21 protein-coding genes and 1 pseudogene are annotated in these 25,605 nt (G+C 72.7%); 8 read left to right on the forward strand and 14 right to left on the reverse strand.

All coding sequences use genetic code 11. The features are described from left to right. Positions 1–69: 69 nt before the first annotated feature. From OG965_RS12895 to OG965_RS12905, 3 genes are all read right to left on the reverse strand, one after another. Complete coding sequence (locus OG965_RS12895) at positions 70–1,530, reverse strand: glutamate synthase subunit beta (protein ID WP_371652161.1); 1,461 nt, start codon at positions 1,528–1,530, stop codon at positions 70–72. After that, entirely contained in the window at positions 1,523–6,094 is a 4,572-nt protein-coding gene (gltB, locus tag OG965_RS12900; protein ID WP_371652162.1) for a glutamate synthase large subunit, read from the reverse strand. The genes OG965_RS12895 and gltB overlap by 8 nt, the downstream gene beginning before the upstream one ends. 423 nt (positions 6,095–6,517) lie before the next feature. Then, the gene (locus OG965_RS12905; RefSeq protein ID WP_371652163.1) at positions 6,518–7,249 is read right to left on the reverse strand and encodes a VIT1/CCC1 transporter family protein; all 732 of its coding nucleotides are present in this window, start codon (positions 7,247–7,249) and stop codon (positions 6,518–6,520) included. A 242-nt stretch (positions 7,250–7,491) separates the two neighbouring features. On the opposite strand from OG965_RS12905, the gene OG965_RS12910 reads away from it, so the two are divergent. The 7 genes from OG965_RS12910 to OG965_RS12940 all read left to right on the forward strand — a co-directional run bounded on the left by OG965_RS12910 (position 7,492) and on the right by OG965_RS12940 (position 15,653). After that, on the forward strand, positions 7,492–8,493 hold the full coding sequence (locus OG965_RS12910; RefSeq protein WP_371652165.1) for an ADP-ribosylglycohydrolase family protein: 1,002 nt from the start codon (positions 7,492–7,494) through the stop codon (positions 8,491–8,493). Beyond that, positions 8,493–9,845, forward strand: a complete 1,353-nt coding sequence (locus OG965_RS12915) for an ADP-ribosylglycohydrolase family protein (protein WP_371652166.1) — start codon at positions 8,493–8,495, stop codon at positions 9,843–9,845. Before OG965_RS12910 ends, OG965_RS12915 begins: the two co-directional genes overlap by 1 nt. 61 nt (positions 9,846–9,906) lie before the next feature. After that, the gene (locus OG965_RS12920; protein WP_371652168.1) at positions 9,907–11,070 is read left to right on the forward strand and encodes an ADP-ribosylglycohydrolase family protein; all 1,164 of its coding nucleotides are present in this window, start codon (positions 9,907–9,909) and stop codon (positions 11,068–11,070) included. After that, complete coding sequence (locus OG965_RS12925; RefSeq protein ID WP_371652170.1) at positions 11,067–12,767, forward strand: ADP-ribosylglycohydrolase family protein; 1,701 nt, start codon at positions 11,067–11,069, stop codon at positions 12,765–12,767. Before OG965_RS12920 ends, OG965_RS12925 begins: the two co-directional genes overlap by 4 nt. After that, positions 12,764–13,669: a ribokinase gene (gene rbsK, locus OG965_RS12930; RefSeq protein ID WP_371652171.1), complete on the forward strand. Its 906-nt coding sequence runs from the start codon at positions 12,764–12,766 to the stop codon at positions 13,667–13,669. Before OG965_RS12925 ends, rbsK begins: the two co-directional genes overlap by 4 nt. Beyond that, positions 13,666–14,853 carry a CaiB/BaiF CoA transferase family protein gene (locus OG965_RS12935; protein WP_371652173.1) on the forward strand — a complete coding sequence of 396 codons (1,188 nt, stop codon included), beginning with the start codon at positions 13,666–13,668 and terminating at the stop codon, positions 14,851–14,853. The genes rbsK and OG965_RS12935 overlap by 4 nt, the downstream gene beginning before the upstream one ends. Continuing rightward, the gene (locus OG965_RS12940) at positions 14,850–15,653 is read left to right on the forward strand and encodes a CoA ester lyase (RefSeq protein WP_371652174.1); all 804 of its coding nucleotides are present in this window, start codon (positions 14,850–14,852) and stop codon (positions 15,651–15,653) included. The genes OG965_RS12935 and OG965_RS12940 overlap by 4 nt, the downstream gene beginning before the upstream one ends. Before the next feature lie 156 nt (positions 15,654–15,809). Here OG965_RS12940 and lgt read toward each other — a convergent pair whose 3' ends face one another. The 11 genes and pseudogenes from lgt to hisI all read right to left on the reverse strand — a co-directional run bounded on the left by lgt (position 15,810) and on the right by hisI (position 24,866). Beyond that, the gene (lgt, locus tag OG965_RS12945; protein WP_371652175.1) at positions 15,810–16,727 is read right to left on the reverse strand and encodes a prolipoprotein diacylglyceryl transferase; all 918 of its coding nucleotides are present in this window, start codon (positions 16,725–16,727) and stop codon (positions 15,810–15,812) included. Positions 16,728–17,029: 302 nt separating this feature from the next. Beyond that, a pseudogene (locus OG965_RS12950) lies at positions 17,030–17,851 on the reverse strand (DsbA family protein); the annotation flags it as partial. A 129-nt stretch (positions 17,852–17,980) separates the two neighbouring features. After that, positions 17,981–18,796: a tryptophan synthase subunit alpha gene (gene trpA / locus OG965_RS12955; RefSeq protein WP_371652176.1), complete on the reverse strand. Its 816-nt coding sequence runs from the start codon at positions 18,794–18,796 to the stop codon at positions 17,981–17,983. Then, positions 18,793–20,040: a tryptophan synthase subunit beta gene (gene trpB / locus OG965_RS12960; RefSeq protein WP_371652178.1), complete on the reverse strand. Its 1,248-nt coding sequence runs from the start codon at positions 20,038–20,040 to the stop codon at positions 18,793–18,795. Before trpB ends, trpA begins: the two co-directional genes overlap by 4 nt. A gap of 149 nt (positions 20,041–20,189) precedes the next feature. Then, on the reverse strand, positions 20,190–20,345 hold the full coding sequence (gene trpM, locus OG965_RS12965; RefSeq protein WP_190088809.1) for a tryptophan biosynthesis modulator TrpM: 156 nt from the start codon (positions 20,343–20,345) through the stop codon (positions 20,190–20,192). 4 nt (positions 20,346–20,349) lie between these two features. Next, positions 20,350–21,159, reverse strand: coding sequence for an indole-3-glycerol phosphate synthase TrpC (gene trpC / locus OG965_RS12970; protein WP_371652180.1), 810 nt, complete (start codon positions 21,157–21,159; stop codon positions 20,350–20,352). Positions 21,160–21,307: 148 nt separating this feature from the next. Beyond that, entirely contained in the window at positions 21,308–21,745 is a 438-nt protein-coding gene (locus OG965_RS12975) for a DUF2752 domain-containing protein (RefSeq protein WP_371652181.1), read from the reverse strand. Between the two features lie 73 nt (positions 21,746–21,818). Continuing rightward, positions 21,819–22,091 carry an HGxxPAAW family protein gene (locus tag OG965_RS12980; RefSeq protein ID WP_371652182.1) on the reverse strand — a complete coding sequence of 91 codons (273 nt, stop codon included), beginning with the start codon at positions 22,089–22,091 and terminating at the stop codon, positions 21,819–21,821. A 131-nt stretch (positions 22,092–22,222) separates the two neighbouring features. Next, positions 22,223–22,873 (reverse strand): TIGR02234 family membrane protein, encoded by a 651-nt coding sequence (locus OG965_RS12985; RefSeq protein ID WP_371652184.1) that lies wholly within the window; start codon positions 22,871–22,873, stop codon positions 22,223–22,225. Positions 22,874–23,015: 142 nt separating this feature from the next. After that, the gene (locus tag OG965_RS12990; protein ID WP_371652185.1) at positions 23,016–24,500 is read right to left on the reverse strand and encodes an anthranilate synthase component I; all 1,485 of its coding nucleotides are present in this window, start codon (positions 24,498–24,500) and stop codon (positions 23,016–23,018) included. Between the two features lie 9 nt (positions 24,501–24,509). After that, a complete protein-coding gene (hisI, locus tag OG965_RS12995) occupies positions 24,510–24,866 on the reverse strand; it encodes a phosphoribosyl-AMP cyclohydrolase (protein ID WP_344079184.1) in 357 nt (118 codons plus the stop codon). 82 nt (positions 24,867–24,948) lie between these two features. On the opposite strand from hisI, the gene OG965_RS13000 reads away from it, so the two are divergent. Then, on the forward strand, positions 24,949–25,581 hold the full coding sequence (locus tag OG965_RS13000; RefSeq protein WP_371652187.1) for a TIGR03085 family metal-binding protein: 633 nt from the start codon (positions 24,949–24,951) through the stop codon (positions 25,579–25,581). Positions 25,582–25,605: the final 24 nt, after the last annotated feature.

Genomic DNA, 25,605 nt, shown 5'->3' on the forward strand with positions numbered 1-25,605 from the left:
GGTCCGGGGTATCCCCCCGATCCGGCGCAGCCCGTACACCGTTGTACGGAACGATTTGGGTGGAGCGGACTAGACCGTCAGCGCCCGGTCCGTCGGACGGATCGGGGCGGGCAGTGCGCTCCTCCCCGTAAGGTACCGGTCCACACCACGTGCTGCCGAACGGCCCTCCGCGATCGCCCAGACGATCAAGGACTGGCCGCGGCCCGCGTCACCGGCCACGTACACTCCGTCGACATTGGTCGCGAAGTCCGCGTCGCGTGCGACGTTGCCGCGCTCGTCGAGCTTCAGGCCGAACTGCTGGACCAGGCCGTTGGCCTGGTCGGTGCCGGTGAAGCCCATGGCGAGGGTGACCAGCTGCGCGGGGATCTTCCGCTCGGTGCCCGGCTTCTGGGTCAGCTTGCCGTCGACGAACTCGACCTCGACCAGGTGCAGGAACTGGACGTTGCCGTCCTCGTCGCCCTCGAAGTGGGTGGTGGAGACCGAGTAGACCCGCTCGCCGCCCTCCTCGTGGGCCGAGGTGACCTTGTAGAGCATCGGGAAGGTCGGCCAGGGCTGGCCGGTCGGCCGGTCCTCGCTCGGCTGCGGCATGATCTCCAGCTGGGTGACCGAGGCCGCGCCCTGGCGGTGGGCGGTGCCCACGCAGTCCGCGCCCGTGTCACCGCCGCCGATCACGACGACGTGCTTGCCCTCGGCGGTGAGCGGCGGCGCCACGAAGTCGCCCTCCTGCACCTTGTTCGCCAGCGGCAGGTACTCCATGGCGAAGTGGATGCCGCCCAGCTCGCGGCCGGGGACCGGCAGGTCGCGGGAGACCGTGGCGCCGGCCGCGATGACCACCGCGTCGTAGCGCCTGCGCAGCTTCGCCGCGTCGATGTCGCGGCCGATCTCGACCTCGGTGCGGAACTTGGTGCCCTCCGCGCGCATCTGCTCGATGCGGCGGTTGATGTGCACCTTCTCCATCTTGAACTCGGGGATGCCGTAGCGCAGGAGGCCGCCGATGCGGTCGGCGCGCTCGTACACCGCCACCGTGTGACCGGCCCGGGTCAGCTGCTGGGCGGCGGCCAGGCCCGCCGGGCCCGAGCCGATGACCGCGACGGTCTTGCCGGAGAGCCGCTCCGGCGGCTGCGGGGTGACGTCGCCGCTGTCCCACGCCTTGTCGATGATGGAGACTTCGACGTTCTTGATGGTGACGGCGGGCTGGTTGATGCCGAGCACGCACGCCGACTCGCAGGGAGCCGGGCACAGCCGCCCGGTGAACTCCGGGAAGTTGTTGGTGGCGTGCAGCCGCTCGGAGGCCGCCGACCAGTCCTCGCGGTAGGCGTAGTCGTTCCACTCGGGGATCAGGTTCCCCAGCGGACAGCCGTTGTGGCAGAACGGGATGCCGCAGTCCATGCAGCGCCCGGCCTGCTTGCTGATGATCGGCAGCAGCGAGCCGGGAACGTAGACCTCGTTCCAGTCCTTGACGCGCTCGGCCACGGGGCGGGTCTGGGCGACCTCGCGACCGGTGGTGAGAAAGCCCTTGGGGTCAGCCATTGGTCGCCGCCTCCATCATCTTCTCGGTGGTCTCCTGCTCGGAGAGACCGGCGAGCTCAGCGGCTTCCTTGGCGGCGAGCACTGCCTTGTACGTGGACGGGATGATCTTGCTGAAGCGCTCCGCCGCGACGGGCCAGTCGGCGAGCAGCTTCTCGGCGACCGTGGAGCCGGTCTCCTCCTGGTGGCGGCGCACGACGTCGTGCAGCCACTGCTTGTCGGCCGCCGAGGGGGCCTCGACCGCCGCCAGGTTGCCGGAGTTGACGTGGTTCGGGTCGAGGTCGATCACGTACGCGATGCCGCCGGACATACCGGCCGCGAAGTTGCGCCCGGTCTCGCCCAGGACCACCGCGTGGCCGCCGGTCATGTACTCGCAGCCGTGGTCGCCCACGCCCTCCGAGACCACCAGGGCGCCGGAGTTGCGGACGCAGAACCGCTCGCCGGTGCGGCCGCGCAGGAACAGCTCGCCGCCGGTCGCGCCGTACGCGATGGTGTTGCCCGCGATGGTCGAGTACTCGGCGAGGTGGTCGGCGCCCCGGTCCGGGCGGACGATCACGCGGCCGCCGGAGAGGCCCTTGCCGACGTAGTCGTTGGCGTCGCCCTCCAGGCGCAGCGTCACACCGCGCGGGAGGAAGGCGCCGAAGGACTGGCCGGCCGAGCCGGTGAAGGTGACGTCTATGGTGTCGTCGGGCAGGCCCGCACCGCCGAACTTCTTGGTCACCTCGTGGCCGAGCATGGTGCCGACGGTCCGGTTGATGTTGCGGATCGCGATCTGGGCGCGGACCGGCTGGGCGGCCTCGGCGGAGGCGGCGCCCAGCGCGTCGGCGGCGAGCTCGATGAGCTCGTTGTCGAGCGCCTTCGCCAGGCCGTGGTCCTGCTCGACCCGGGCGTGGCGCACCGCGCCCTCGGGCAGCTCGGGCACGTAGAAGAGCGCGTCCAGGTCGAGGCCCTGCGCCTTCCAGTGGCGCACCGCGCGGCTGGTGTCGAGGAGCTCGGCGTGGCCGACGGCCTCCTCGATCGTACGGAAACCGAGCTCGGCGAGGAGCTCGCGGACCTCTTCGGCGATGAACTGGAAGAAGTTGACGACGTACTCGGCCTTGCCGGAGAACCGGTCGCGCAGCACCGGGTTCTGGGTGGCGATGCCGACCGGGCAGGTGTCCAGGTGGCAGACGCGCATCATGACGCAGCCGGAGACGACGAGCGGCGCGGTCGCGAAACCGAACTCCTCGGCGCCGAGCAGCGCGGCGATGATCACGTCACGGCCGGTCTTGAGCTGGCCGTCCGTCTGCACCACGATCCGGTCGCGCAGGCCGTTGAGCAGCAGGGTCTGCTGGGTCTCGGCGAGGCCGAGCTCCCAGGGGCCGCCCGCGTGCTTGAGACTCGTCAGAGGAGAAGCGCCCGTGCCGCCGTCGTGGCCGGAGATGAGGACGACGTCCGCGTGCGCCTTGGAGACACCCGCGGCGACCGTGCCGACACCGACCTCGGAGACCAGCTTCACGTGGATACGTGCCGCCGGGTTGGCGTTCTTGAGGTCGTGGATCAGCTGGGCCAGATCCTCGATGGAGTAGATGTCGTGGTGCGGCGGCGGCGAGATGAGGCCGACGCCCGGGGTGGAGTGCCGGGTCTTGGCGACCCACGGGTAGACCTTGTGGCCGGGCAGCTGGCCGCCCTCGCCGGGCTTGGCGCCCTGCGCCATCTTGATCTGGATGTCGTCCGCGTTGACCAGGTACTCGGAGGTCACACCGAAGCGGCCGGAGGCGACCTGCTTGATGGAGGAGCGGCGCGCCGGGTCGTACAGACGGTCCGGGTCCTCGCCTCCCTCACCGGTGTTGGACTTGCCGCCCAGCTGGTTCATGGCGATGGCGAGCGTCTCGTGCGCCTCGCGCGAGATCGAGCCGTACGACATGGCGCCCGTGGAGAAGCGCTTGACGATCTCGGAGACCGGCTCGACCTCGTCGATGGAGATCGAGGGGCGGTCCGAGGAGAAGCCGAAGAGCCCGCGGAGCGTCATCAGCCGCTCGGACTGCTCGTTCACGCGCTCGGTGTACTTCTTGAAGATGTCGTACCGGCGGCCGCGGGTGGCGTGCTGGAGGCGGAAGACCGTCTCCGGGTCGAACAGGTGCGGCTCGCCCTCGCGGCGCCACTGGTACTCGCCGCCGATCTCCAGGGCGCGGTGGGTGGCCGCGATGCCGGAGACGGGGTACGCCTTGGCGTGCCGGGCGGCGACCTCCTTGGCGACGACGTCGATGCCGGCGCCGCCGATCTTGGTGGCGGTGCCGATGAAGTACGTGCCGACGAACTCCTCGTCGAGGCCGACGGCCTCGAAGACCTGGGCGCCCCGGTAGGAGGCGACGGTCGAGATGCCCATCTTGGACATCACCTTGAGGACGCCCTTGCCGAGCGCGTAGATCAGGTTGCGGATGGCCTGCTCGGGCTCCAGGCCCTCGATGAAGGTGCCCGCGCGGACCAGGTCCTCGACGGACTCCATCGCCAGGTACGGGTTGACGGCCGCGGCGCCGTAGCCGATGAGCAGCGCGACGTGGTGCACCTCGCGCACATCACCGGCCTCGACGAGCAGACCCACCTGGGTGCGCTGCTTCGTACGGATGAGGTGGTGGTGGACGGCGGCGGTGAGCAGCAGCGACGGGATCGGCGCGTGCTCGGCGTCGGAGTGCCGGTCGGAGAGGACGATCAGTCGGGCGCCGTCCTCGATGGCGGCGTCGGCCTCGGCCCGGATGGCCTCGATGCGCTCGGCGAGCGCGGCGCCGCCGCCGGAGACCCGGTAGAGGCCGGAGAGCGTGGCGGCCTTCATCCCCGGCATGTCGCCGTCGGCGTTGATGTGTATCAGCTTCGCCAGCTCGTCGTTGTCGATCACCGGGAAGGGCAGCGTGACACTGCGGCAGGACGCGGCGGTCGGGTCGAGCAGATTGCCCTGCGGGCCGAGCGAGGAGCGCAGCGAGGTGACGAGCTCCTCGCGGATGGCGTCCAGCGGCGGGTTGGTGACCTGCGCGAACAGCTGGGTGAAGTAGTCGAAGAGCAGCCGGGGGCGCTCGGAGAGGGCCGCGATCGGCGAGTCCGTGCCCATCGAGCCGAGCGGCTCGCCGCCGGTGCGGGCCATCGGCGCGAGGATGACGCGCAGCTCTTCCTCGGTGTAGCCGAAGGTCTGCTGGCGGCGGGTGACCGAGGCGTGCGTGTGCACGATGTGCTCGCGCTCGGGCAGGTCCTCCAGCTCGATCTCGCCGGTTTCCAGCCACTCCTTGTACGGCTTCTCGGCGGCCAGCGCCGCCTTGATCTCGTCGTCCTCGATGATGCGCCGCTCGGCGGTGTCGACGAGGAACATCTTGCCGGGCTGCAGCCGCCCCTTGCGGACGACCTTCGCGGGGTCGATGTCGAGCACGCCGACCTCGGACGACAGGACCACGAGTCCGTCGTCCGTCACCCAGTACCTGCCCGGGCGCAGACCGTTGCGGTCGAGGACCGCGCCGACCTGGGTGCCGTCGGTGAAGGTGACGCAGGCCGGGCCGTCCCAGGGCTCCATCATCGTGGCGTGGTACTGGTAGAAGGCGCGCCGGTCCGGGTCCATCGAGTCGTGGTTCTCCCACGCCTCGGGAACCATCATCAGGACGGAGTGCGGCAGCGAGCGCCCGCCGAGGTGGAGGAGTTCCAGCACCTCGTCGAAGGAGGCGGAGTCGGAGGCGTCCGGCGTACAGACCGGGAAGATCCGCTCCAGGTCCTTGGCGTCCCGGCCTTCCCCGAACAGCTCGGTGACCAGCTGCGACTCGCGGGCCACCATCCAGTTGCGGTTGCCCTTGACCGTGTTGATCTCGCCGTTGTGCGCGACGAAGCGGTACGGGTGGGCGAGCGGCCAGGAGGGGAAGGTGTTCGTCGAGAAGCGCGAGTGGACCAGCGCGACGGCGGTGGCGAACCGGCGGTCGGAGAGGTCCGGGAAGAACGGCTCCAGCTGCCCGGTGGTGAGCATGCCCTTGTAGACGATCGTCCGGGCGGAGAGCGAGGGGAAGTACACCCCGGCCTCGCGCTCGGCGCGCTTGCGCAGGACGAAGCCCTTGCGGTCCAGCGCGATGCCGGTGGACGTGCTGTCGGCGACGAAGATCTGCCGGAAGGCGGGCATGGTGGCGCGGGCGCCGTTGCCGAGCAGCTCGGGCGTGACGGGCACCTCGCGCCAGCCGAGGACGTCCAGGCCCTCCTCGGCGGCGATGGCCTCGATCTTCGCCACGGCCGAGGCGTTGTCCTCGACGGGCAGGAAGGCGATGCCGACGGCGTACGCACCGGCCTCGGGCAGCTCGAAGGAGGTGACCTCGCGCAGGAACGCGTCCGGCACCTGGAGCAGGATGCCGGCGCCGTCACCGGAGTCCGGCTCGGAGCCGGTGGCACCCCGGTGTTCGAGATTGCGCAGTACGGTCAGCGCCTGCTCGACCAGCTCATGGCTGGCCTCACCGGTCAGGGTGGCCACGAACCCGACACCGCAGGCGTCGTGTTCGTTACGGGGGTCGTACATCCCCTGCGGGGCGGGTCGACCGTCCATGGGCGACCAGGCGTCGGAACGCATCGGCTCTCCCGTCGTCGTCGTGGCATATGAATAGCCGAGGGACGACGTTGGCCCTCTGCGAAATTTCGTGCAGGTTACATGATGGGACGGATCTCGGGAACCGGATAGTCCGTTCCAGCATGCGGACACTCGGGCGGCGATCGCCATGCCTTCCGGGGCAGGCTTCATTGCCTGCGTCGGCGGAGTGTGTACGGCCTATGCCCGGTGTTCAAAGATGCGAAACCGCCGAGTAACGACTAGTTATGTGGGGTCCTGCATACTCCCGCATTCTACGGGCGCCGGGACGATCCCGCGCAGGACGTAGGTCACATGGTGACCCCGGACTCGCGCGCCCGCACGGCGAAGGCCCGCCCGGACGGGGGTACGTCCTGGCGGGCCTTGCGGGAGGAGAGGGGCCGGGGGGCCCAGGGGGCCGGGTCCCGGTCAGCCCACCGCCGTGCCGAAGAGCGAGCCAAGGCCGAAGGTGAGGGCCGCGGCCGCGCCGCCCAGGGCCAGCTGGCGCATTCCGCTGAACAACCACGAGCGCGCGGTGACCTTGGCGACCACGGCGCCGCAGGCGAAGAGACCGACCAGCGCGAGCAGCACGGCGGGCCACAGGGCACTCGCGCCGAGCAGATACGGCAGTACGGGCAGGATCGCGCCCAGCGCGAACGAGCCGAAGGACGAGACGGCCGCGACGGTCGGCGACGGCAGGTCGTCCGGGTCTATGCCGAGCTCCTCGCGGGCGTGGATCTCCAGCGCCTGCTCGGGGTCGCGGGAGAGCTGCATGGCGACCTCGCGGGCGAGCGCGGGCTCGACGCCGCGCGACACGTACAGCTCGGCCAGCTCCTCCATCTCGTCCACCGGGTGCTTGCGCAACTGCTGGCGCTCGACGTCGAGTTCGGCCTCGACGAGCTCGCGCTGCGAGGCGACGGAGGTGTACTCGCCGGCGGCCATGGAGAAGGCTCCGGCGGCCAGGCCCGCGAGGCCGGTGACGATGATGGTGTGCTGCGAGACGGCGCCGCCCGCGACACCCGTCATCAACGCCAGATTGGAGACGAGCCCGTCCATGGCGCCGAAGACGGCGGGGCGCAGCCAGCCGCCGTTGACGTCCCGGTGCGTGTGGTTGTCCCGGTGCGCCTCGTGCAGCGCGGCTTCGGTGTTGATGACGGACACAGCTCTCCCCTTGCGTTCAGCAGCGGGCTCTCGCGTCCCGCTCCCCCTCGTCTTCGTCGAAATTACGCTCGATGTAAGCCCCGCGCTAGCAAGGCAGGCCGTACTTACCCAGGTCAGAGGGGTGTCGTGCTCATCCGTGTCCGCTCTTGCACACATGTGGCGGGAGGGTGACAGATGGACTCCTGGCTCGTTCGGCGTGGCAGAGATCAAGCGAAGGATCAGGCGACGTCGAAAGGCCTCCCATGGAGTTGATCGCCAGCGGCCCGGGAACAGCCGAGGCCATCCGCGAGCGAGCCAGAGGCGCGCTGCTGGGCCTGGCGGTGGGGGACGCGCTCGGAGCCCCCGCCGAGAACCTCAAACCCTCGGAGATCCGGCGCCGCTGGGGCCGGATCGAGGGCTTCGTCTCCGACGACCCGGCGGGTACGGACGACACGGAGTACGCCATCTTCTCGGGCCTGCTGCTCGCCCGGCACGGCTCGGCGCTCACCGTCACGCACGTCGAACACGCTTGGCACCACTGGATCGCGGACCGCGACGAAGGACCGTTCCGGGGCGCGGGCTTCAGCGAGCGCGGCACCCTGGAGAACCTCCGCCGGGGTCTCGCCGCCCCCATCTCCGCCCAGCACCGCCACGCCTGGAGCGACGGCCTGGCCATGCGCGCGGCCCCCTTCGGCGTCTTCGCCGCGGGGGCGCCGAAGGAGGCGGCGCGGCTGGTGGCGATCGACGGCTGCGTCAGCCACGAGGGCGAGGGCATCTACGGCGGCCAGGCGGTGGCGGCGGGCGTCGCGGTGGCGATGACGGGCGCGGGCCTCACGTCCGTGATCGCGGCGGCCCTGTCGGTGATCCCGATGGACTCCTGGACCGCACGCTCGCTGCGCCGCGCGGTGGCGGTGGCCGACCAGGGCGAACGGGCCGTCCGCTCGGCGGTCGTGATCGGCGGCTACCCCTGGACGGACCTGGCCCCCGAAGCGGTCGCCCTGGCCTTCGGCGCCTTCGCCACGGCCCGGGGCGACTTCACGGCATCGGTCCTGACGGCCGTGAACATGGGCCGCGACGCGGACACGACGGCGGCGGTGGCGGGCGCCCTGGCAGGCGCGCACGGCGGCGCCGCGTCGATCCCCCCCGACTGGTCGTCCGCGATCGGCCCGGTCCGCGGCAGCTGCCTCCCCGAGATGCGCGGCTACCACGTCCTGGACATCGCGGACTTGCTGACGCCGGATCCGGAAGAAGAGGAGAGCGCGTGATGGGTGACGAGGTTTCAGCTGGGGGTACGGGGACGCAGCTTCCGGGCGGGAGTCCGGGGACGCAGCCCCCGAGCGGGGTGCAGGGGCCGCAGGCCCCGCTGGGGGCCGGGGGGCAAAGCCCCCGGGAAAACCCACTCACGTCAACCCACCCACACCCCCGGAGGGTTTCGGGAAGGGGCGGGGTGGGGGAATCCCGGCGCGAAGCGCACCCCGCACCATCGCCGCACCAAGCCGACCGCATCGAAGGCCTCCTCCTCGGCCTGGCCGCAGGCGACGCCGCCGGGTGGCCCGCCGCGAGGCACCGCGCCGCCCGCATGCCCGAGTGGACCCGAAGACTCACCCGCGAACTCGACACCTTCGCCGAGCAGAACGCCACCACCACCCTCCCCGTCCCCATCGCCCTCAACCAGCCCCCCGAACCCCTGCGCCTGGGCCCGTCGGACGACGCCGAGTGGGCCGCGTTCGCCGCCGAGACCGTGCTCACCGCCGCCGAGCCCCTGCTCGCCCACCTCACCCCGGCCCGACGCGTCCGCGCCGCCGTCGACCGCGCCTGGAACCTCCTCGCCGCCGAGGTCGCCGCGGCCGCCGAGCGCGCCCCCGAGGTCGAGTCCGCGGTGCTCCCGCTGCGTGCCCGCATCTCCGTACGCGCGGGCCTCGGCAACCTCGCCACCGGCCTGCGCCCGCCCGCCACCGGCCACGACAACCCGCACTACTTCGACGACGCCGCCTGCGTACGCGCCGCGGTCCTCGCCGTCGTCCACCCCGGCGCGCCCCGGGAAGCCGCCGAACTGGCCGAGTTCGACGCCCGCTACACCCAGGACGGCGACGGGGTGCACGGCGCCCGCGCCATCGCCGCGGCGGTCGCGGCCGCGCTCGGCGGGGCCGGCGTCGAGGACGCCGTTGCGGCCGCCCTCGACGAACTCCCGCCCGACACCGAGATCGGCCGCAACGCCCAGCACGCCGTCAAGCTCGCGCACGACTTCGCCGACGACACGGCGGGCGCGTTCGCCCTGGTGCCGCTCCTGGAGCACCAGATCGTGGACCACGTCTACAGCTACGGGATCGCCGCGGCCGAGACCGTCCCCGTCGCCCTCGCCCTCGCCACCGCCTCGCGCGGCACGGTCGCCGAGGCGGTCCCGGCCGCGGCCTGTCTGTCCCGGGTCGCGGACTCGGCGCCCGCCCTCGCCGGGGCGCTCACCGGCGCGCTCGGCGGCGGCGCCTCGATCCCCGCCCCCTGGCTCGACGCCTGCCGCACCCTGTCCGGCTGCGCCCTGCCACGCCTGGCCGGTACCGACCTCGTGGAGCTCGCCGGGCTCCTCGCCGACACGCTGCGCCACCCCCCGGGCGGCTGAGCTTTTCGCGAAAATACCGCGAACCACCCCGAACTGACCGCCCAGGGTGGACAATTCCGGCATGACGCTCACGACGTCGTACGCGACGCTCACTCTTGAGGACCGCATCACCGGCGCCCTGGTAGGCGCGGCCGTCGGGGACGCCCTCGGCGGCCCGGTCGAGGGCTACACCCCGGAGCAGATCGTGGAGCGGCACGGCGGCCGCGTCCACGGCATCGTCGGGCCCTGGCACGGGGACGAGTGGCGTACGGCGCGGCCGATCGCCCCGTACCACAAGGGCGACGGACACATCACCGACGACACCTTGATGACGCACACGCTGATCCGCGTGTACGAGCGGGTCCGCGACCACCTGGACGCGTACGCGATCGCCGACCACCTCGTCCCCGACCTGATCTCCCGCCCGCTCTGGATCCCCGAACTCGAAGCCGAGACGATCCCCCTCCACCGCGTCTTCCTCGCCGAGAAGTGGATCGTGGCCCGGCTGCACTACGGCCACGTCGACCCCCGCGAGGCGGGCACCGGCAACATCGTCAACTGCGGCGCCGCGATGTACATGGCACCGGTCGGCCTGGTCAACGCGGCCAACCCGGCGGCGGCGTACACGGAGGCCCTGGAGGTGGCGGCCCCGCACCAGTCCTCGTACGGGCGGGAGGCTGCGGGCGTCTTCGCGGCGGCGGTGGCGGCGGCGTGCGCCCCGGCCGCGACGGCGGCGGGTGTCGTGGAAACCTGCCTGTCCCTGGCAAAGGACGGAACGCGTGCGGCGATCGAGGCGGTGGCCGAAGCGGCGTCCGGGCACACGGACTTCGAGTCGGCCCTCGCCCCCCTCCGGGCGGCGGTCACCCCCTTCGACACGGTCGGCCCGGACTACCGCGCCCCGTCCCTGGGCGCCCGCCGCCCGTCCCGCCTGCACGCCATCGAGGAGCTCCCGATCGCCCTGGGAATGCTGCTCGTCGCCGACGGCGACTTCCGCACGGCGGTACTCGGCGCGGTGAACTACGGCCGGGACTGCGACTCCATCGCGACGATGGCGGGCGCACTGGCGGGCGCGCTCCGGGGCGAGGCCCCCATCCCCGCCGCCTGGGCCAAACCGGTCGCCGAGGCCAGCCGCCTGGACCTGCACGCCCCCGCGCGGGCCCTCACCGAGGTGACGCGCGAGGTGTACGCGAAGGACCGCGCCCGCCAAGACGCCCACCGCACGGCCTTCGAGGCGCTGACCCGATGACCCCCCTACGCCTGACCTGGGTCCAGCCGGAGGACCTCATCGCCCACGAGCTCCGCCAGGCGAAGGAGGACGGCCGCGACGCGAGAGGGATCGAAGCACGCTGGGCAACGGCGGGCGGCACAGCGCCCGGCCCTTCGGGCGCGTCCTCGACCCCGGCACCTCCGGCGTTGCGCGCCCTGGCGATCCAGCTGTTGGACGAACTGGCAGAGGTTCCTTCCCCGTTGGCGGACAGGGAACCGACGGACTTCGAGGCGATCAGATCCACGACATCAACCTGGCCCGACGGCTCCAGCAACCCACCCACCCCGGGGCGGAAGCCCGAAGGGGGTGCAGGGGGCGAAGCCCCCGCCAGGGTTCCGGGGCGCAGCCGCGCCCGGGGGCCCGGGGACGAAGCCCCCAGCCACCCACCCACCCCTCCCGTCCGGGGTCCGGGGCGCAGCCCCGCAAGCGGGGTGCAGGGGGCGCAGCCCCCGCTCGGGGGTCTGGGGGCGAAGCCCCCAGGAACACCTCCCCCTACCCCCACCCACCCCCGGAGGGTTGCGGGAAGGGGCGGGGAGGGGCAAACTCACGCCCTCCACGCCGCCTGGCTGGGCCGAGCCGTCGGCTGCCTGCTCGGCAAACCCGTGGAGAAGCTGCCGCTGACCGGCATCCGCGCAATCGCCCGCGCCACCGGCAACTGGCCCCTCCACACCTGGTTCACCGCCCACCGCCTCCCCGCCGAGCTGGCCGCCGCGTACCCCTGGAACCGCCGCTCCGCCCCCACCTCCCTCGCCGAGAACATCGACGGCATGCCCGAGGACGACGACCTCAACTACCCGCTCCTCGGCCTGCTCCTCCTCCAGCGCCACGGCCCCGCCTTCACCACCGCCGACGTGGCCCGGCTGTGGCTGGACGAGCTCCCGGCGGGGCGTACGTTCACCGCCGAGCGCATCGCGTACCGCAATCTCCTGGACGGGATCGAGCCGCCGCACACCGCCACCCACCGCAACCCGTTCCGCGAGTGGATCGGCGCCACCATCCGCGCCGACGTCCACGGCTGGACCAACCCGGGCGACCCCGCGGCCGCCGCCGAGCAGGCGCACCGCGACGCCGCCCTCACCCACACCGCCAACGGCGTGTACGGCGCCATGTTCACGGCCGCGGCGATCTCCATGGCCACCACCGGCGCGTACGACGTGCACGCCTGTCTCGACGGCGGTCTCGCCGTGATCCCCCCGCGCTCCCGCCTGGCCGGGGCCGTCCGCCTCGGGATCCGCCTCGCCCGCGAGGAGGGCGACTTCGACACCGTCGTCGACCGGCTGCACACGGCCCTCGGCGCCTACCACTGGGTGCACTCCGTCCCCAACGCCGCCCTGCTCGCCGCCGCCCTCACCCACGCCGACGGCGACTTCTCCGGCTCCATCTGCCGCGCGGTGTCCGGCGGCTGGGACACCGACTCCAACGGGGCCACCGCCGGATCGCTCGCGGGACTCCTCGCCGGGCACCCGGACGCGCTGCCCGCCCGCTGGACCGCACCGCTCAAGAACCGCCTCGCCACCACCGTCGCCGGCTTCGACGGCACCGGATTCGACACCCTCGCAGAACTGACGGCGGAACTGGCGGCGGAACCGACCGCACCAGCGACCGCGCAAGTGACCGCACACGCACCCGCTCAACAGACCGCACAACTCGTCCCCCAGGAGGTACGGAGCGCATGACGCGCATCGCGGTGCTCGGCAGCACCAACATGGACCTGGTCGCCTACGTGACGGCCGCCCCGCGCCGCGGCGAGACCGTCACCGGTCACGACTTCCGTACGATCCCCGGCGGCAAGGGCGCCAACCAGGCCGTCGCCGCGGCCCGTGCGGGCGGCGACGTCGCGATGATCGGGGCGGTCGGCACGGACGAGTTCGGCGGACGGCTGCGGGCCGCGCTCGACGGCTCCGGCGTCGACACCGACCTCGTGCGCACCACCGAGGGGCCGTCCGGTACGGCCCACATCGTGGTCGACGCGACCGGCGGCAACGCGATCGTCGTCATCCCCGGCGCCAACGCCTCCGTCACCCACCTCGGCCCCGGCGACGAGGCGCTGATCGCGGGCGCCGAGTCGCTGCTGCTCCAGTTGGAGCTGCCGTTGGACACGGTCGTCGAGGGCGCCAAGGCGGCCCGGCGCCACGGGGTGCGGACGGTCCTCACCCCCTCCCCCGTCCAGCCCCTGCCGCCCGAACTCCTCGCCGCCACCGACCTGTTGGTGGCCAACGAGCACGAGGCCGCCGCACTCACCGGCATCGACGACCCGAAGGCGGCCGCCCGCGCGCTCCTTGAGCTGGTCCCCGAGGTGGTGGTCACGCTCGGCGCCCGCGGCAGTCTGTACGCGGCGCGCGACCAGGACCCGGTCGCGGTCCCGGCCCCCGAGGTGACCGCGGTCGACACGACGGGCGCGGGCGACACGTTCGTCGGCGCGCTCGCCGTCGCCCTGGGCGAGGGCCGGGCGATGCCCGAGGCGCTCGGCTGGGCGTCGGACGCCGCCGCGCTCTCGGTCCAGCGGCCCGGCGCGGTGGCCGCCATGCCGTACCGCGCGGAGATCGACGCGGCGGCGGCAAAGGGAACCACCCGGTGACAACTCCGCTGCAACAACTGCGGGTCCTGGACCTCGCCACCCTGTTCGCCGGACCGCTCGCGGCGACGATGCTCGGCGACTTCGGTGCCGAGGTCATCAAGGTCGAGCATCCCCGCCGCCCCGACCCCTCGCGCGGCCACGGCCCCGCCAAGGACGGCGTCGGGCTCTGGTGGAAGCTGCTCGGCCGCAACAAACGGACGATCACCCTCGACCTGTCCACGCCGGGCGGCCGCGAGACCCTGCTCCGGCTCGCCGCCTCCACCGATGTGATCATCGAGAACTTCCGCCCGGGCACCCTGGAGCGCTGGGGCCTGGGCTGGCCCGAACTGGCCGCCGCCAACGACCAGTTGGTACTGGCCCGGGTCACCGGGTTCGGCCAGTGCGGCCCGTACGCCCACCGCCCCGGCTTCGGCACTCTCGCCGAGGCGATGAGTGGCTTCGCCGCCGTCACCGGCGAGCCGGACGGCCCGCCGACGCTGCCCCCGTTCGGCCTCGCGGACTCGATCGCCGCGCTGGCCACCGCGTACGCCGTACTGACCGCGATCACCGCGCGCACCACCACCGGGCGCGGGCAGGTGATCGACATGGCGATCATCGAGCCGATCCTGACCGTCCTCGGCCCCCAGCCCATCTGGTACGACCAGCTCGGCTACGTCCAGCCGCGCACCGGCAACCGCTCCCGCAACAACGCCCCGCGCAACACCTACCGTACGGCGGACGGCAGTTGGCTCGCCATCTCCACCTCGGCCCAGTCGGTCGCCGAGCGGGTGATGCGGCTCGTGGGGCGCCCGGAGCTGATCACCGAGCCGTGGTTCGCCACCGGCTCGGGGCGGGCCGAGCACGCGGACGAGCTGGACGAGGCGGTGGGCGGCTGGATCGGGCGGCGCACCCGTGAGGAGGCGATGGCGGCGTTCGAGAAGGCGGAGGCGGCGATCGCGCCGATCTACGACATCCGCGAGGTGATGACGGACCCCCAGTACCGCGCGCTCGACACGCTCACCACGGTCGACGACCCGGAGCTGGGCCCGGTCCGGATGCAGAACGTCCTCTTCCGGCTCTCCGAGACCCCGGGCGCGATCCGCTGGGCGGGCCGCCCGCACGGCGCGGACACGGACGCGGTCCTGACCGAACTCGGCCTGTCCGCCCAGGAGATCACCGCGCTGCGCGGGACGGGCGCCCTGTGACGAGGATCCCGCTGACCTGGCTGTACGCCCCCGGCGACCGGCCGCAAGTGGTCGAGAAGGCGCTGTCGGCGGGCGCGGACGTGGTGATCGTGGACCTGGAGGACGCGGTGGCGCCGGGCCGCAAGGAGTACGCCCGGGCGGCGACGGCGGAGCTGCTCGCCACCTCGCTGTCCACACCGGTCCACGTCAGGGTCGCCACGGAGGAGGACGTACGGACCCTGGCCGGGCTCCCGGGCCTGTCGGGCCTGCGCCTGCCCAAGGTCACCCATGCCTTCCAGGTCCAGCGCATCGCGGCCCTGGCCCCCGGCGTCCCCCTCCACCCGCTCCTGGAGAGCGCCCTGGGAGTGGAGCACGCGTACACGATCGCCGCCGCCCATCCGGCGGTGCGGGGCATCGCGCTCGGCGAGGCGGACCTCTGCGCCGATCTGGGCGTACGCAACGAGTCGGGCCTGGACTGGCCGCGCAGCCGCGTCGTGGTGGCCGCGAGGGCGGCGGGCCTGGCCCCGCCCGCCCAGTCGGTGTACCGGCACATCAGCGACCTGACGGGCCTGGCCGCGTCCTGCGCCCACGGCCGCTCGCTGGGCTTCCTGGGCCGCGCGGCGATCCACCCGGCACAGCTGCCGGTGATCGAACGCGCCTATCTGCCACCGCCGTCGGAGGTCGCGGCAGCGGAGGAGATCCTCACGGCGTCCCCCACGGACGGGGGCGCCCTGGCACTGCCGGACGGGCGTTTCGTGGACGCGGCGGTGGTGGAGGCGGCGAGGAGGACGCTGTCCCTGGCCCACCGCCCGTACCCCTGAGCGGGGGTGCGCTGTCGTCTGCGGCCCTGTGGGGGCTGGTCGCGCAGTTCCCCGCGCCCCTATAGGGGCGCCCCGGAGGGGCGCATTTAGGGGCGCGGGGAACTGCGCGACCAGCCACATACAGCCTGCAGACAAACACCTGGCCCGGGCGAAGCTTCAGCTCTTGCTCGTCGACCCGTTCTCGGACGGCACCGACTTCTCGACCTCGTCGGACGGCGCATCCCCTGACTCCGGCTCGCCCTCCGCGTCAGCGGACTCCGCGGAGCTCGGCTCGACGACCTCTTCCCGCCCCGGCCGCACCCGCGAAGAGATCACGATGTACGTCACGGCGAGCACGAAGACGGTGATCGCGGTCCAGTCGTTGAGACGCAGCCCCAGCACGTGGTGGGCCTCGTCGACCCGCATGTACTCGATCCAGCCGCGCCCCACGCAGTACGCCGCGACGTACAGCGCGAACGCCCGGCCGTGGCCCAGCTTGAAGCGGCGGTCCGCCCAGATGACGAGGAAGCCGACGCCGAGGCACCACAGCGACTCGTACAGGAAGGTCGGGTGGTAGGTGCCCGCGACCCGGTTGGTGCCCTCGGTGATCTTCAGCGCCCACGGCACGTCGGTGGGCTTGCCGTACAGCTCCTGGTTGAACCAGTTGCCCCAGCGGCCCGCGGCCTGGGCGAAGGCGATGCCGGGGGCCAGCGCGTCGGCCCAGGCCGGCAGCGGGATGCCCCGGCGGCGGCAGCCGATCCACGCGCCCACCGCGCCGAACGCGATCGCGCCCCAGATGCCGAGCCCGCCCTGCCAGATCTTGAAGGCGTCGACCCAGTCCTCACCGTCGCTGAAGTACAGCTGGTAGTCGGTGATGACGTGGTAGAGCCGGCCGCCGACGAGGCCGAAGGGCACCGCCCAGACGGCGATGTCGGCCACGGTGCCGGCTCTGCCGCCCCGGGCGATCCAGCGCTTGTTGCCGTACCAGACGGCGATGAAGACACCGATGATGATGCAGAAGGCGTAGCCGCGCAGCGGGATCGGTCCGAGATGGATCACGCCGGTCGACGGGCTGGGAATGAAGGCGAGGTTCATGGCAGGGTCGACGCTACCTTGCCGGGCGGGCGGTCGGACCACCCACCCGGCAACTTATGAGTAACGAGCGGTACGGCAGGGGCCTAAGGGGCCGCGGGAGCCGGAGCCGCCCCCGCTCCCGTCCCCGCCCCGGACCCGGTCGCGCTTCCCGCACCCGCTCCCGCGTGGGCCGCCGGGGCCCCCGGATGCGCCGGGCCCGGGGCCGGGGCCTTCTTCGGGGCCGCCCCCGGCGTGTGCGCGGACTTCGGCTTCGGCGCCCCGGACGCGGCGGGCGCGCCCGCCGGCGGCGAACTCTGAGCCGACGCCCCCGGCTGCGACGGCGAAACCGTCCCCGGCTGCTTGCCCTTGTTCGCCTCGACGACCCACTTCTTCAGGTTCGCCGGGCTGATCTGCTCGCTGCCCTTCTGCGGGAAGACCGACTCCCCGTTCAGCTGGACCGTCGGCGTGCCGCTGAAGCCGCCGTTCTGGAAGGCGTCGTTGGACTTGCCGACCCAGCTGTCGTGCTTGCCCTCCTCCACACAGGAGCGGAAGCCGACCGTGTCGAGGCCGGGGACCTTCTGGGCCAGCTCGATCAGCTTGCTGTTCTTCGCGAACGCGTCGTCCGTCTCCTTGGGCTGGTTGCTGTAGAGCACGTCGTGGTACGCCGAGAACTTCCCGGCGTCCTGTGCGCAGCCCGCCGCGTTCGCCGCGTGCAGCGAGCCGTTGCCGCCGAGGTTGCGGTCGATCAGGGTGGCGAGGTGGTACTGGACGCGGATCTGTCCGCTGCCCTCCAGCTCGTGGATCGTGGCCCGGAAGCTGTTCTCGAACGCGGCGCAGGCCGGGCAGCGGAAGTCCTCCCAGACCGTGAGCGTGGACGGCGCGTCGGCGGCGCCCACCGGGATGGCCAGCTTGTCCTTGCCCTCGGCGCCTGCGGGCGCGAGCAGCGGGCCCGCCGTGCTCTTCTTGCCGTCGCTCTTGGTGTTGGCCGCGATCACGCCGATCACGGCGGCCAGCCCGAGGACGCACACCACCGCCCCGGCGACGATCATCGTGCGTCTGCGGCGGTCCTGGGACCGCTGCCGCTCGCGCTCCTGGGCCAGCCGCTCGCGGGCCGTTCTCTTGCCTTCTTGGTTCTTCTCGCTCACACCCGCAGCAACGAACCGGGGAGGCACCCACGTGCCTCCCCGGTCCCATATCCACCCGTACGAGCTAACGCGGTCCGGGTCCGCCCTACTCGGGCGGGGTTACGGAGCGTTGCGGCTCGGCCTACACCCTTACGGCGTACGGCGTACGCCCTGCGCGAGTTCACCCGCGAGGGCGCGCACGGCGGCGAGCCCGCTCGCGTGGTCCGGCGCGTCCAGCATCCGCTGGACGAACGCCGAGCCGACGATCACTCCGTCGGAGAAGGCCGCGACCTCCTGGGCCTGCTCCGCGTTGGACACGCCGAGGCCGACGCAGACGGGCAGGCCGGTGGTGGCCCGGGTGCGCCGCACCAGGTCCTCGGCCTGCGCGCCGACCGACGCGCGCGTGCCGGTGACGCCCATCAGGGACGCCGCGTACACGAAGCCGGAGCCCACCGCGGTGATCTGCGCGAGCCGCTCGTCCCTGCTGCTGGGCGCGACCACGAAGACCGTGCCGAGGCCGTGCTTGTCGGCGTGCTCGCGCCACAGCGCGGACTCCTGGACCGGCAGGTCGGGCAGGATGCAGCCGGCGCCGCCCGCCTCGGCCAGCTCGGCGGTGAAGCGCTCCACGCCGTACCGGTCGATGGGGTTCCAGTACGTCATCACCAGCACCGGCTTGCCGGTGGCCGCGTGGGCCTCGCGGACCGTGCGCAGCACGTCGGCGATCTTCACCCCGCCCTTGAGGGCGATGTCGTCGGCGGTCTGGATGACCGGCCCGTCAAGGACCGGGTCGCTGTGCGGAAGGCCGACCTCGACCACGTCCGCGCCGCCCTCGAAGACGGCCTTGACCGCGTCGATGCCGCCGTCGACGGTCGGGAACCCGGCCGGCAGATAGGCGATGAGCGCGGCCCGGTCCTCGGCCTTCGCCTTGGCGAGGGTGTCGCTCAGCAGAGTCACGTTCCCGCTCACTTCGCGTCCCCCTCGGCCCCGTTGTCGTACAGCCCGAAGTAGCGGGCCGCCGTGTCCATGTCCTTGTCGCCGCGCCCGGAGAGGTTGACCAGGAGCAGCCCGTCCTTGCCGAGCTCGCGGCCGACTTCGAGGGCGCCCGCGAGCGCGTGCGCGGACTCGATCGCCGGGATGATGCCCTCGGTGCGCGAGAGCAGCCGCAGGGCCTGCATGGCCGCGTCGTCGGTGACCGCGCGGTACTCGGCGCGGCCGGTGTCCTTGAGGTAGGAGTGCTCGGGCCCGATGCCCGGGTAGTCCAGACCGGCCGAGATCGAGTAGGGCTCGGTGATCTGGCCCTCGTCGTCCTGGAGCACGTACGAGCGCGAGCCGTGCAGGATGCCCGGCTCGCCCGCCGTCAGGGTCGCCGCGTGCTCGCCGGTCTCGATGCCGTGCCCGCCGGGCTCGCAGCCGATCAGACGGACGTCCGCGTCCGGGATGAAGGCGTGGAACAGCCCGATGGCGTTGGAGCCGCCGCCGACGCAGGCCACGGCCGCGTCCGGGAGCCGTCCGGCGCGCTCCAGGATCTGACGGCGGGCCTCGACACCGATGACCCGGTGGAAGTCGCGGACCATGGCCGGGAACGGGTGCGGGCCCGCGACCGTGCCGAACAGGTAGTGCGTGCGGTCCACGTTGGCGACCCAGTCGCGGAACGCCTCGTTGATGGCGTCCTTCAGGGTGCGGCTGCCGGACTTCACGGGGATGACCTCGGCGCCGAGCATCCGCATCCGGGCGACGTTCAGCGCCTGGCGCTGGGTGTCGACCTCGCCCATGTAGATGGTGCACTCAAGCCCGAAGAGGGCGCAGGCGGTCGCGGTGGCGACGCCGTGCTGGCCCGCGCCGGTCTCGGCGATGACGCGGGTCTTGCCCATGCGCTTGGTGAGCAGCGCCTGGCCGAGCACGTTGTTGATCTTGTGCGAGCCGGTGTGGTTCAGGTCCTCGCGCTTGAGGAAGACCCGGGCGCCGCCCGCGTGCTCGGCGAACCGGGGCACCTCGGTGAGGGCGCTCGGGCGGCCGGTGTAGTTGACCATGAGGTCGTTGAGCTCGGCGGCGAAGGCGGGGTCGGCCTTGGCCTTCTCGTACTCGACGGCGACCTCGTCCACGGCGGCGACCAGCGCCTCGGGGATGAACTTGCCGCCGAACGCGCCGAAGTAGCCCTCGGGGCTGGGTACGTGACCCTCGGGGTCGGGGATGAAGAACTCGTGGGACATGGGGATACCTCCCCGGGGCGCCTTGGCCCCGGTCCTGGGTTGGCGTGTGGTCACGAGTGCGCCCAGGCGCCGCTGCGGTGAGGTGAGTGCGCGACTACAGGCCGTCGTGGGCCGGTCGCGCAGTTCCCCGCGCCCCTATGGGGCGCGGCTCAAGCGGCGCTCAGGGCACCGCGCCATCGCATCCCGTTGACCTGGCCCGGCTCGTCGCCGATCACGTATCGCACCCGCCGCCCGTGCACCCGGCGCGCCGGAGCGCGGCAGCCGCGCGGGCGGCAGCCGGGGGCGAGACGGGCGGCAATGGGCATGGGGTCAGTTCCGTCCGTGGCGCAGGGCCGGGTGGGCGCCGGCGGCCACCAGGTCGGCGACGGCCGCCCGGGGGTCCTTGCCGGTGACCAGGGACTCGCCGACCAGGACGGCGTCCGCGCCGGCGTTGGCGTACGCGATCAGGTCGTGCGGGCCGCGCACACCCGACTCGGCGATCTTCACGATGTGCGAGGGGATCTCCGGGGCGACGCGCTCGAAGACGGTGCGGTCCACCTTGAGGGTCTTCAGGTCGCGCGCGTTGACGCCGATGATCCGGGCGCCCGCGTCGACCGCCCGCTCGACCTCGTCCTCGTCGTGCACCTCGACCAGCGGGGTGAGCCCGATGGACTCGGCCCGCTCGATCAGCGAGACCAGGGCGGACTGCTCCAGGGCGGAGACGATCAGGAGCGCCAGGTCGGCCCCGTACGCCCGGGCCTCCCACAGCTGGTACGCGGTGACGATGAAGTCCTTGCGCAGCACCGGGATGTCGACCTTGGCCCGGACGGCCTCCAGGTCGGCGAGCGAGCCGCCGAAGCGGCGCTCCTCGGTGAGCACGGAGATGACGGCGGCGCCGCCCGCCTCGTAGTCGGCGGCGAGGGCCGCCGGGTCCGCGATGGCCGCGAGCGCACCCTTGGACGGGCTGGAGCGCTTGACCTCGCAGATGACCTTGACGCCTTCGCCGCGCAGGGCCGCGACCCCGTCCCGAGCCTGGGGCGCCTTGGCGGCGCGCTCCTTGAGCTCGTCGAGGCCGACCCGCGCCTGCCGCTCCGCCAGATCGGCGCGGACGCCCTCGATGATCTCGTCGAGCACACTCACGCGAGCGGCCCCCTTCCAGGACGGTGACGTTGACGATCGGCCAGGATCAGCCATGACGATGGTATCCGCACCGGAGCGAAGGGCCCGCATCCGGTTGACGCCCGTCCCACTCCTCGGACAGCCGGGACGTGGGGAGATATACGGAATGTCACGGCGCGAGCACGGCCCCGAACGGTAGATTCCGGACAACTGAGAAGGCCAGCAGCACCGCCCCGATGCCCCACCAGTGGGCGTCCTTGAGGTCGACACGGAAGGGCAGCCCGCGCGTGGCGCGGACGGCCCAGACCACCCAGAGGGCCGCGAAGAGCACATAACCGGCCACCGCGAGCGCGTTGGCCCCGATGGCCGCGCCGAAGTCGCCGGTGACGAAGTCGTGGGCGCTGCGCAGACCGCCGCAGCCGGGGCAGTAGATCCCGGTGAGCCGCAGCAGCGGGCAGACGGGGTAGTGGCCGGGCTCGTTCGGGTCGACCGCGCCCACGTACGCGAAGGCGGCGGCGACCCCGGCGAGGGTGCCCAGCGGCACGAGCAGCCGGCGCGCCGCGGGGAAGGCCGTCGGGGCGGGCGTCGGGGTCGGGGTGGCGTCCACGCGGTGATTGTCCCCGTTCACGCGGAGAGGCGCAGCCCCAGGGGGCCGCGCCTCATCTGCGTACAGCGTTGTCTCAGCGGGCCTCGGCGAGGCGGGCGCGGGACTTGGCGCCGGCGTCCTCACGGGCCGCGGCCATCTCGGCCGACTCCTTGGGAGCGCCGAGGCCGGCCATCTTCATGACGCCGCCGACGACGCCACCGAGGAGAGTGAGCGCCGTACCGGCCCAGAAGCCGATCGGGTTGGCGGCGACGATGAAGACCGAGGCCGCGCAAAAGCCGATGAAGGAGATGATGACACCGGTCCAGGCGGCCGGGGTGTGTCCGTGGCCGCCGCTGCTGCCCGCCATGAGTTGCTCCTCGTTGGTGAATCTCTGGGTCGCGGAGTCGGCCGCTCAGTCCGGGGACGCCGACCGCTCACCGACCATTGTCGCCCACCCGCGCACGTGCCCCGAGCCTGGGGTCGCCGCCGTGGGGCAGCTCACACTCCGGTCGGGTCCTCGCCCCGGTCCAGGGCCTTCCACAGCTCCTCGGGCCGGTCCGGGTCCTTGACCGGGCGGGGCTTGCGGGCCCGGGGGCTGCCGTCGCGCTCGTAGCGCCCGCCCATCGCGGGCCAGGCGGCGCCGAACCGCAGCGCGAGCAGCCCGGCGACCAGGAGCAGCAGGCCGCCCGCGAAGGTGACGTAGGGCCAGGCGGTGTGGGTGAGGCCGCCGATGGTCGCGGCGGCGTCGCCGCTGGTCCTGGCGGCCTTCTCGTCCAGCGCGGAGCTGTCGTCGGCGCCGAGGAAGGCGGCGAGCGCGGCTCCGGCGCCGCTCAGCGCGAGCAGCCCGGAGACCAGGAGCCGGCCGGCCCGGCGGACCGCGAAGACCGCCACGAGCGCGGCGAGCCCGACTATCGCGAGCGCGGCGGGCACGCCCGTCACGTTCTGCCCGGTGGCGCGCAGCGGCACGGAGCCGCCCCCGACCGCGGCATGGCCCTCGGCCCAGATCTGCCCGGAGGCGAGCAGGACCACGGCGGCTCCGACGGCTGCGAAGAGCAGGGCGGCGGCGAGGGCGCGGCGACCGCCGCCACGGGCGGGCGACGCGGATTCGGCACGCGACTGGGGTTCGGGAACGGCACTCACGTACTCCACTATCGCCTGCGCGGCGGTGATCTTGTCAGCCGGGGGCGTGTTATGGCGCGAAATCTATCGGCGAGAAGTTCGGCTGCGGACCGGTGGGAACTGCGCGAGCGACCCAGCACGGTCCGCAGGGCGACGCACTTGCCGCGGAGCACTAGTCGTTGAGTCGGTTCGCCGTATGCACTGCCCGCAGCACCGCCGCCGCCTTGTTGCGGCACTCGTTGTCCTCCGAGACCGGGTCGGAGTCGGCCACCACGCCCGCCCCGGCCTGTACGTACGCCGTGCCGTCGCGCAGCAGCGCGGTGCGGATGGCGATGGCGGTGTCGGAGTCCCCGGCGAAGTCGAGATAGCCGACGCAGCCGCCGTAGAGCCCTCGGCGGCTCGGCTCCAGCTCCTCGATGATCTGCATCGCACGCGGCTTGGGCGCGCCGGAGAGGGTCCCGGCGGGGAAGCACGCGGTGAGCACGTCGAAGGCGGTACGACCCGGGGCGACCCGGCCGGTCACGGTCGACACGATGTGCATGACGTGCGAGTACCGCTCGACGGACATGAAGTCGACGACCTCGACGCTGCCCGGCTCGCAGACCCGGCCCAGGTCGTTGCGGCCCAGGTCCACCAGCATCAGGTGCTCGGCCCGCTCCTTGGGGTCGGCGAGCAGCTCCTCGGCCAGGTCGTTGTCCTCCTGCGGGGTGGCGCCCCGGTGCCGGGTCCCGGCGATCGGGTGGACCATGGCCCGCCCGTCCTCGACCTTGACGAGGGCCTCGGGGCTGGAGCCGACGACGTCGAAGCCGTCGAAGCGGAAGAGGTACATGTACGGGGACGGGTTGGTGGCCCGCAGCACCCGGTAGACGTCGAGCGCGCTGGCGCTGCAGGGCGTCTCGAACCGCTGCGAGGGCACCACCTGGAAGGCCTCGCCCGCGCGGATGCGCTCCTTGATGTCCTCGACGGCGTCCTGGTACGCCTTGCCGCCCCACAGCGCGGTGTACTCGGGCAGCACGGACGGCGGGAGGGCGGCGGGCGCGTACTCGGCGGGCTTCGCCAGGTCCGCCTCCATGGCGTCGAGCCGGGCCACGGCGTCCGCGTACGCCTCGTCGACGCCGGTGTCCAGGTCGTTGTGGTTGATCGCGTTGGCGATCAGGAGCACCGACCCGGCCCAGTGGTCGAGCACGGCGAGGTCGGAGGTGAGCAGCATGGTCAGCTCGGGCAGCCGCAGGTCGTCGCGCCCGTGCTCCCCGATCCTCTCCAGCCTGCGCACGATGTCGTAGCCGAGGTAGCCGACCATGCCGCCGGTGAACGGCGGCATTCCCGCCGCCAGGTCGCGCGGGGTGTGCAGCGCCTCGACGGTCGCCCGCAGGGCCTCCAGCGGATCACCCGAGGTGGGGACGCCGACGGGCGGGGTGCCCAGCCAGTGGGCTTCGCCGTCGCGGGCGGTGAGCGTGGCGGCGGAGCGCACGCCCACGAACGAGTAGCGCGACCAGGACCGCCCGTTCTCGGCGGACTCCAGGAGGAAGGTGCCGGGCCGCTCGGCGGCGAGCTTCCGGTAGAGCCCGACGGGGGTGTCGCCGTCCGCGAGGAGGCGGCGGCTGACCGGGATGACGCGGCGGTCCACCGCGAGCTTGCGGAAGGTTTCGAGATCCATGGCGAGACCCTACTGAGCGGGGGCGGGCAGCAGGACGTCGGCGTCGAAGCATGTCCGATCCCCGGTGTGGCAGGCGGCGCCGACCTGATCGACCTTGACGAGGAGGGTGTCCCCGTCACAGTCCAACGCGACGGACTTCACCTGCTGGAAATGCCCGGAAGTGTCGCCCTTGACCCAGTACTCGTTCCGGCTGCGCGACCAGTAGGTGCAACGGCCGGTGGTCAGGGTGCGGTGCAGGGCCTCGTCGTCCATCCAGCCGAGCATGAGCACCTCGCCGGTGTCGTACTGCTGGGCGATGGCCGGGACCAGTCCATCGGCGGTCCGCTTGAGGCGGGCGGCGACGGCGGGGTCGAGAGTGCTGGTCATGGCCCCATTGTGCCGTGGCGCGGGGGCGCTCCGGCGGTGCGTCCACTGGGCGGACGTGGGCGCGGGTCGTACGCTGGCCCCCATGTCGACCCATGCCAAGCGTGAACGGCTCCTGCTCGCCGACCTGTTGGAGGCGGCGGGCCCGGAGGCCCCGACCCTCTGCGACAGCTGGACGGCGCGCGACCTCGCCGCCCACCTGGTGGTCCGCGAGCGCCGCCTCGACGCGGCCGGCGGGATAATCCTCGGCGCGCTGAAGTCCCGTCTCGACCGGGTGCAGGCGGAGTTCGCCGCGAAGCCGTACGAGGAGCTGGTCCAGCTCTTCCGTACGGGGCCGCCGAAGTACTCGCCGTACAACCTCAAGCAGGTCGACGAGGGGGCGAACGCGATCGAGTTCTACGTCCACGGCGAGGACGTCCGCCGCGCCCAGCCCGACTGGACGCCGCGCCCGGTCGACCCGGTCTTCGCGGACGTCCTCTGGTCCCGCCTGGAGAGGATGGCCCGCCTGATGGGCCGCCGCTCCCCCGTGGGCCTGGTCCTGCGCCGCCCCGACGGCCAGACGGCGGTGGCGCGGCGGGGCACCCCCGTGGTGACGGTCACGGGCGAACCGGGCGAACTGGCCCTGTTCGTGTCGGGGCGCCAGGGGGCGGCGGATGTGCAGGTGGAGGGGGAGAAGGACGCGGCGGCGCGGGCGCTGGAGGCGAAGCTGGGGGTTTGATCCCCCGTTCGTCTGCGGGCCGGT

Origin of the sequence: Streptomyces sp. NBC_00224 (assembly GCF_041435195.1) — a bacterium.
Lineage (GTDB): Bacteria > Actinomycetota > Actinomycetes > Streptomycetales > Streptomycetaceae > Streptomyces.

What these genes read in the sequence shown, in the direction of transcription:
- OG965_RS12895 (WP_371652161.1), bottom strand. Translation starts at nt 1,530, where the DNA reads ATGGCTGACCCCAAGGGCTTTCTCACCACCGGTCGCGAGGTCGCCCAG.
- gltB (WP_371652162.1), bottom strand. Translation starts at nt 6,094, where the DNA reads ATGCGTTCCGACGCCTGGTCGCCCATGGACGGTCGACCCGCCCCGCAG.
- OG965_RS12910 (WP_371652165.1), top strand. Translation starts at nt 7,492, where the DNA reads ATGGAGTTGATCGCCAGCGGCCCGGGAACAGCCGAGGCCATCCGCGAG.
- OG965_RS12915 (WP_371652166.1), top strand. Translation starts at nt 8,493, where the DNA reads ATGGGTGACGAGGTTTCAGCTGGGGGTACGGGGACGCAGCTTCCGGGC.
- OG965_RS12920 (WP_371652168.1), top strand. Translation starts at nt 9,907, where the DNA reads ATGACGCTCACGACGTCGTACGCGACGCTCACTCTTGAGGACCGCATC.
- OG965_RS12925 (WP_371652170.1), top strand. Translation starts at nt 11,067, where the DNA reads ATGACCCCCCTACGCCTGACCTGGGTCCAGCCGGAGGACCTCATCGCC.
- rbsK (WP_371652171.1), top strand. Translation starts at nt 12,764, where the DNA reads ATGACGCGCATCGCGGTGCTCGGCAGCACCAACATGGACCTGGTCGCC.
- lgt (WP_371652175.1), bottom strand. Translation starts at nt 16,727, where the DNA reads ATGAACCTCGCCTTCATTCCCAGCCCGTCGACCGGCGTGATCCATCTC.
- trpB (WP_371652178.1), bottom strand. Translation starts at nt 20,040, where the DNA reads ATGTCCCACGAGTTCTTCATCCCCGACCCCGAGGGTCACGTACCCAGC.
- trpM (WP_190088809.1), bottom strand. Translation starts at nt 20,345, where the DNA reads ATGCCCATTGCCGCCCGTCTCGCCCCCGGCTGCCGCCCGCGCGGCTGC.
- OG965_RS12980 (WP_371652182.1), bottom strand. Translation starts at nt 22,091, where the DNA reads ATGGCGGGCAGCAGCGGCGGCCACGGACACACCCCGGCCGCCTGGACC.
- OG965_RS12990 (WP_371652185.1), bottom strand. Translation starts at nt 24,500, where the DNA reads ATGGATCTCGAAACCTTCCGCAAGCTCGCGGTGGACCGCCGCGTCATC.
- hisI (WP_344079184.1), bottom strand. Translation starts at nt 24,866, where the DNA reads ATGACCAGCACTCTCGACCCCGCCGTCGCCGCCCGCCTCAAGCGGACC.
- OG965_RS13000 (WP_371652187.1), top strand. Translation starts at nt 24,949, where the DNA reads ATGTCGACCCATGCCAAGCGTGAACGGCTCCTGCTCGCCGACCTGTTG.